This is a genomic window from Synechococcus sp. R6-10 (genome assembly GCF_047461815.1).
Lineage (GTDB): Bacteria > Cyanobacteriota > Cyanobacteriia > Thermostichales > Thermostichaceae > Thermostichus.
The window spans coordinates 1-5,192 of record NZ_JANSHW010000035.1 but is presented as its reverse complement, the minus strand read 5'-3'; the positions used below and the strand labels follow the sequence as shown (position 1 = coordinate 5,192).

Genomic DNA, 5,192 nt, shown 5'->3' with positions numbered 1-5,192 from the left:
GAAGTCCTGGTGGCCGGGAGTATCCAGCAGATTGAGACGAATGTTGCGGTAATCAAATTGCAGGACGGTAGAGGTGATGGAAATACCCCGCTGCTTTTCCAGTTCCATCCAGTCGGAAGTGGCCCGCTTTTGCGCCCGACGGGCCTTCACAGCTCCCGCTTCTTGAATGGCCCCCCCGTACAACAGCAGCTTTTCGGTGAGGGTGGTCTTCCCGGCATCGGGGTGGGAAATGATGGCAAAGGTACGCCGTTGCTCTACAGCTTTGGTCAAATCAAGATCTTTCATCAACTGTTGCCGCTCCACTACAACCTGGTCGTTTTAAAGAAGATGACGTTGCAATGCTGTCCCCTAAACGATGGGAGAAATAGGGAGAAGATAGAAAAACAAAAGTGAGAAGTAGGGTGAATAATGCACTTGATGATAATGGGCTTGGGTTGCCGCCAGGTAGCGAGGGGGAGAGAGCACAGGCCGAAAAGCGCGAAAAGCCAACAGAACCATTTTGACCCTAGCACAGGAACAGGGATCCCTGTTGTCTGGCATACTGGCGGAGATCTTGAGGGGGAATTTCCCAGGCCAACCGGCCAGAACTCAAAGCAGATGCTGCTCGTTGTTGTTGCGCGACGCTGACGTGAAGAGCAGTTGCTCAATCGTGGCAATGGTGAAGTTTTGGCTGATCACCAGCCGCTCGACGCGAATGCGGTGGGCTTGCAGGAGGCAATCTTGCTGCAAGGGCTTGGGCAATTGTTCCCAATGATCCAGCAGGACTTCCAGCAAAATCTCGCCCGGTAGCCCGGTGGCGCTTTCCAGGGATCCCAGCTTTTCTACCCTCTCGGCAGACCATTTGAGGGTAAGCTTTTGCAGGCCCAGTTGTGCATCCAGAGCCTCGCGGGGATCCGACTGGGCAGTGTGCCCATGATAGGCGCCATTGCGGCGAACCCCATTGCCGGTGCCGGCGGTAGCAGGGGGCAAAAGCTCGGCTGGCCCTTCGGTTGGCGGTGGAGTACCGGCCCATTTGGCCGGACTGACCTGGGGTGGGGAGACAACCCTTTCCACCTCGACCGGAGCGGGCGACAAGTTGGACAAGGGATCCGCATCCCGAGAAGGAGCTTCAGGTGTGGAGAGCACACTGGCCAGGAGAGGCATCCGTCCTGCCTCTGGTGGGGTTGTGGCAACCTGGCACAGAGGGGACGAGGCGGCGGCAGATGGATCGGGCTCAACATCTAATGCCGCAGGGTGAGGCAGATCCAGGGAATCCGTCCCCCTGTTGTCCTCTGGACGGTGCGGAGCCTCAACGCCATCGGCAGCCGTAGGTGCAGGTTCCATCGGCTCTGGCTGCTTATTCACCCCCATGCGCGAGAGCAAATCTGCCTTGGTGGGGCCGGTGGGCAATTTTTTTTTGGGAGGCTTCTTGGCGGTAGCCATGTTAGCGGGCCTCCAGCACAGCCTTGAGGACCTCACGATAAGGTTGGGCCAGGAGATCTTCCCCTGCCTCCGCCAAGGACCAGCCCATGCTGTTGGTTTGCTGCACCACTGTACTTTGCCGCACCGGCGTGAAAATGGGGATCCCTTGCATCATTTCCGCCAAGGCTTCCACCGCGGCCCGCGACATTTTGGTGCGGTTGTTGCCCACCCACTGTTCCCGTGTGGGGAGCACCCCCAAAAACTTGGGCACATGAAAATCCAGCTCTTCCAATTCTTTCAACAGCACCAGGGTACTTAGGGCCCCCATCACCCCCTTTTGGGTACATTCCGTCGGCACCACCAGCAGATCGGCGCTGAGAATGCTGTTGTAGGTGAGCAACCCTTTCGAGGGGGGGCTGTCGATGACCAAAAAGTCATACTCCGGCAAAATCGGTCGCAAAGCCCGCTTCAAAAACAGCTCCCGCCCCGGCTCCATCACGATCGCATCCATAGCCCGCGAGAGACTGTAATCGCTGGGGGCCAACCACAGCCGCTCCTGGCGATCCTCATTCAACGGCGGACGGATAATCTCCCGAATGTGAACCCGATCCGCCCCCGGCAAAATCGTCTCGGCAATGGTGGCCGACTCCGACAGATCCGTCCAGCCCATCCACTGGCTTAAGTTGCCTTGGGGATCAAAGTCAACGGCCAGCGTCTTGCCATGCTCGGCCAACATGATGGCCAAGTTGAGGGCGGCTGTGGTCTTTCCGGATCCCCCACTCAAACAGGCAACGGTGATGACAAGCGCCGTTCTGCCAGACATGAGTTATCCCCTCGTAGCCCATCCCCTAACACTATAGCTAGGGTTAAGCAATGGTGTTCACACTTCAGATAGGGATCCCGCCGCTGGGAATGGCCTACAGGGATCCAGCCGCTGGGAGCTGAGCTTCCTCAGTTCTTTTCGATCCTCGGATTGAATTCTCAGAGGGAAGACACAAACCGGTGCAGCCGCTGCAGCCCTTTTTCGAGGGTGGTGCGATCGGCAGCATAGGAAAGGCGAATGTAGGAATCTGCCCCAAAGGCTACCCCCGGCACAGCAGCCACGTGGTGTTCCTTGAGCAGCTGCCGGCAAAACTCCACCGAACTTAACCCGGTTTGGCCGATGTTGACAAACACATAAAATGCACCTTCTGGCTCCGGGCAAGTCACCCCCGGCAAGGTGCGGATCCCGTCCAGCATCAGATCTCGCCGCTGCCAGAATTCTTGGCGCATTTTTTCCACAGCTGCTGCCGATAGGGGGCTGGTCAGGGCTTCCAGAGCACCGTACTGGGCGAAGGTGCAGACATTGGAGGTGCTGTGGCTTTGCAGGTTGATGGCCGCCTCAATGATGGGCTTGGGCCCGGCCAAGTAGCCCACCCGCCAGCCGGTCATGGCGTAGGCTTTGGCAAAGCCACTGCTGAGAATCAGGCGCGGCATCAAGTCAGGGCAAAGGGATCCCAGGCTGATGTGGCGGGCTTGTCCATAAACCAGCTTTTCGTAGATCTCGTCGCAGATCACGTACAGATGGGGGGCGGAGAGGATCACCTCTGCCAGAGCTGCCAGCTCGTGCTGGTGGTAAACGGCTCCGGTGGGGTTGGCCGGCGAGTTGAGAATCAGCAGCTTGCTGCGGGGGGTGAGGGCCTGGCGCAGTTGGGCGGCGGTGAGCTTGAACCCCTGGGCCTCTTCCGTCTGCACCTGCACAACCTTTGCCCCTGCCAAAATGGCAATTTCGGGGTAGCTGACCCAGTAGGGAACAGGCAGGATCACTTCATCGCCGGGATCCAGCAGCACCATGGCCAGGTTAAACAGGGTTTGCTTGCCGCCGTTGCTGATCAGGATTTGGTCGTGGCTGAACTCCAGGCCGTTTTCCTGCCGCAGCTTATCGGCCACTGCTTGGCGAAGGGCGGGGATCCCAGCAGTGGGGCCGTAGCGGGTTTTGCCCTCTTCCAGAGCACGGATGGCCGCGGCCCGAATGTGGTCAGGTGTATCGAAATCCGGCTCGCCTGCGCTCAAGCTACACACATCCAGCCCCTCTGCCTGCATGGCTTTAGCCAGAGCCGAAATGGATAGCGTGGGGGAAGAGGATAGATGGGCGACCCGTTGGGACAAGCCGGCAGCAGACACCATCGGTTGGGAAGCTCTTTGTTTTATTTTAAGGTTCTCAAGCAGGGCCAATCTAGATAGCTAGGCTACTGCGGTCAACAGGCGGGTACCATCCACCAACAGCAGTTTGTTGCCCTCTCGCTCTGCCAACAGATCCCAAAACTCGCCCGCCACAGCTCCGGGCAAGAACCCTTCCAAGCGCAATTGCAGAGGAGCAAATTGCTTGGTTCCCTGGGGCTTGCGCCGCACGGTCACCTCAACAAAGCCATCGTGGGGCTCGACAATGCCGCGGATGTTAAAGCCTTCCTCTGTGTCCTCAGGGGCAGGCAAAAACGGTTCTTCTTCCCACTCTGGGTCTTGCTCCTCTTCCGGCAGGGCCAGGATGCGGATGATGCTCAAGCCCAAAGCCCCCCCTGAACGCGGCTGCGGCTGCACGTAGTACCAGTAGGTATGGCCGCTCTTGATGCAGTGCTCGAAGGGGCCGAGAAGCTCGGCGCGTCCGGGGGTAGCCGGATATTCTGCTCCGTCAGAGGCAACCAAGGTTGCCTGCGCATAAGTCTTGGGGATCGATTTCAGGGATCCCTTAACTAGGCCCAAAGCGCGGAATTGGTAAGGGTGGGCGGGAGGAGGCAATGGGTTCATGGCGGCCAGATCTTGGAAAGCCAGGGAAGTAGAGTCCATCATCTTATCCTATGGCGATCCTCAGATTGGAATATCCAGGGCTTTCCTCAGCATCGCCTCCAGCTCAGCGCCCTGCCGATTTGCGCACTGCGATCAAGCTGCTGGTGGTGCCCAGAAAAACCCCCATCCCCAACAACATCGACGGCAAGAGCCAAAACTCCAGTTGGCTGCGATCTGCCTGCATCACCTTGAGGAAGGGCAAGGCAATCAACTGCTCCAGCAGCTCCTGCAGCAACTGCTGGGATCCCAAGACCAATCCCCAAGCTCCCACTGCGCTGATCACCCCAAACAGGCACCCTTGCAAAATAAAGGGCAAGTAAATCCAGGCCGCCGTCGCCCCCACCAATTGCATCACCTCGATCTCCCGCCGCCGCGCCATGACGATGAGGCGAATGGTGGTGGTGATGACCGCCACCGCTGTCAGGGCCAACACGCCGGTAATGGTCAGGGATCCCAGCCGTAGCATGTCCTGGAGCTGGGCCAGTTGCTCCACAATGCGGTCGCCGTAGTAGACCTCATCCACCCCTTCCAGTTGGCGAATCTGCTCCGCCACTTCCCCCAAGGCTTCGGTGGAATCCGCCTTAACCCGCAGAGCATCCACCAAGGGGTTCTCCCCCAACTGGGTTTCCATGGCCGCCTCGTCTTGGATCCCCATTTCCAGCAAAAGGTTGCGCCAAGCCTGGTCTTTGGTGATGACCTTCACCTCGGCCACATGAGGCAGTTGGGCGACCTGGGGTTGCAGCTCCACCCCCTGCCGTTCCGGCTCCAGGTAGACGGAGATCTCCAGTTGTCCTCCCAGCGACTGCACCGTGGCATCCACGCCCCAGGACAGCTCAACGCCGATCCCCACCAAGAACAGCAACACCAGCAGGGTGCTCACAGCGGCCCAGTTCAGCCAGCCCCCCCGCCGCAACCCCAAAAAAGTCTCCTGTAGGAGATAGCGAATTTTATTGAGAAGTCGGGAGAGA

6 protein-coding genes are annotated in these 5,192 nt (G+C 58.8%); all 6 read right to left on the bottom strand.

What is annotated here, in order from left to right; translation table 11 throughout:
* The coding region (locus NW837_RS01125) for a GTP-binding protein (protein WP_414328890.1) at positions 1–285 on the bottom strand (285 nt) is incomplete at its 3' end.
* 303 nt (positions 286–588) lie between these two features.
* Entirely contained in the window at positions 589–1,422 is an 834-nt protein-coding gene (locus tag NW837_RS01120; RefSeq protein WP_414328889.1) for a hypothetical protein, read from the bottom strand.
* A 1-nt stretch (position 1,423) separates the two neighbouring features.
* Positions 1,424–2,224: a ParA family protein gene (locus NW837_RS01115; RefSeq protein ID WP_011433472.1), complete on the bottom strand. Its 801-nt coding sequence runs from the start codon at positions 2,222–2,224 to the stop codon at positions 1,424–1,426.
* Between the two features lie 158 nt (positions 2,225–2,382).
* Positions 2,383–3,567, bottom strand: coding sequence for a pyridoxal phosphate-dependent aminotransferase (locus NW837_RS01110; RefSeq protein WP_414328888.1), 1,185 nt, complete (start codon positions 3,565–3,567; stop codon positions 2,383–2,385).
* Between the two features lie 57 nt (positions 3,568–3,624).
* The gene (locus NW837_RS01105) at positions 3,625–4,227 is read right to left on the bottom strand and encodes a hypothetical protein (RefSeq protein ID WP_414328886.1); all 603 of its coding nucleotides are present in this window, start codon (positions 4,225–4,227) and stop codon (positions 3,625–3,627) included.
* A 61-nt stretch (positions 4,228–4,288) separates the two neighbouring features.
* Positions 4,289–5,192 (bottom strand): cell division protein FtsX (locus tag NW837_RS01100; protein ID WP_414328885.1); only part of this gene is annotated, 904 nt, incomplete at its 5' end.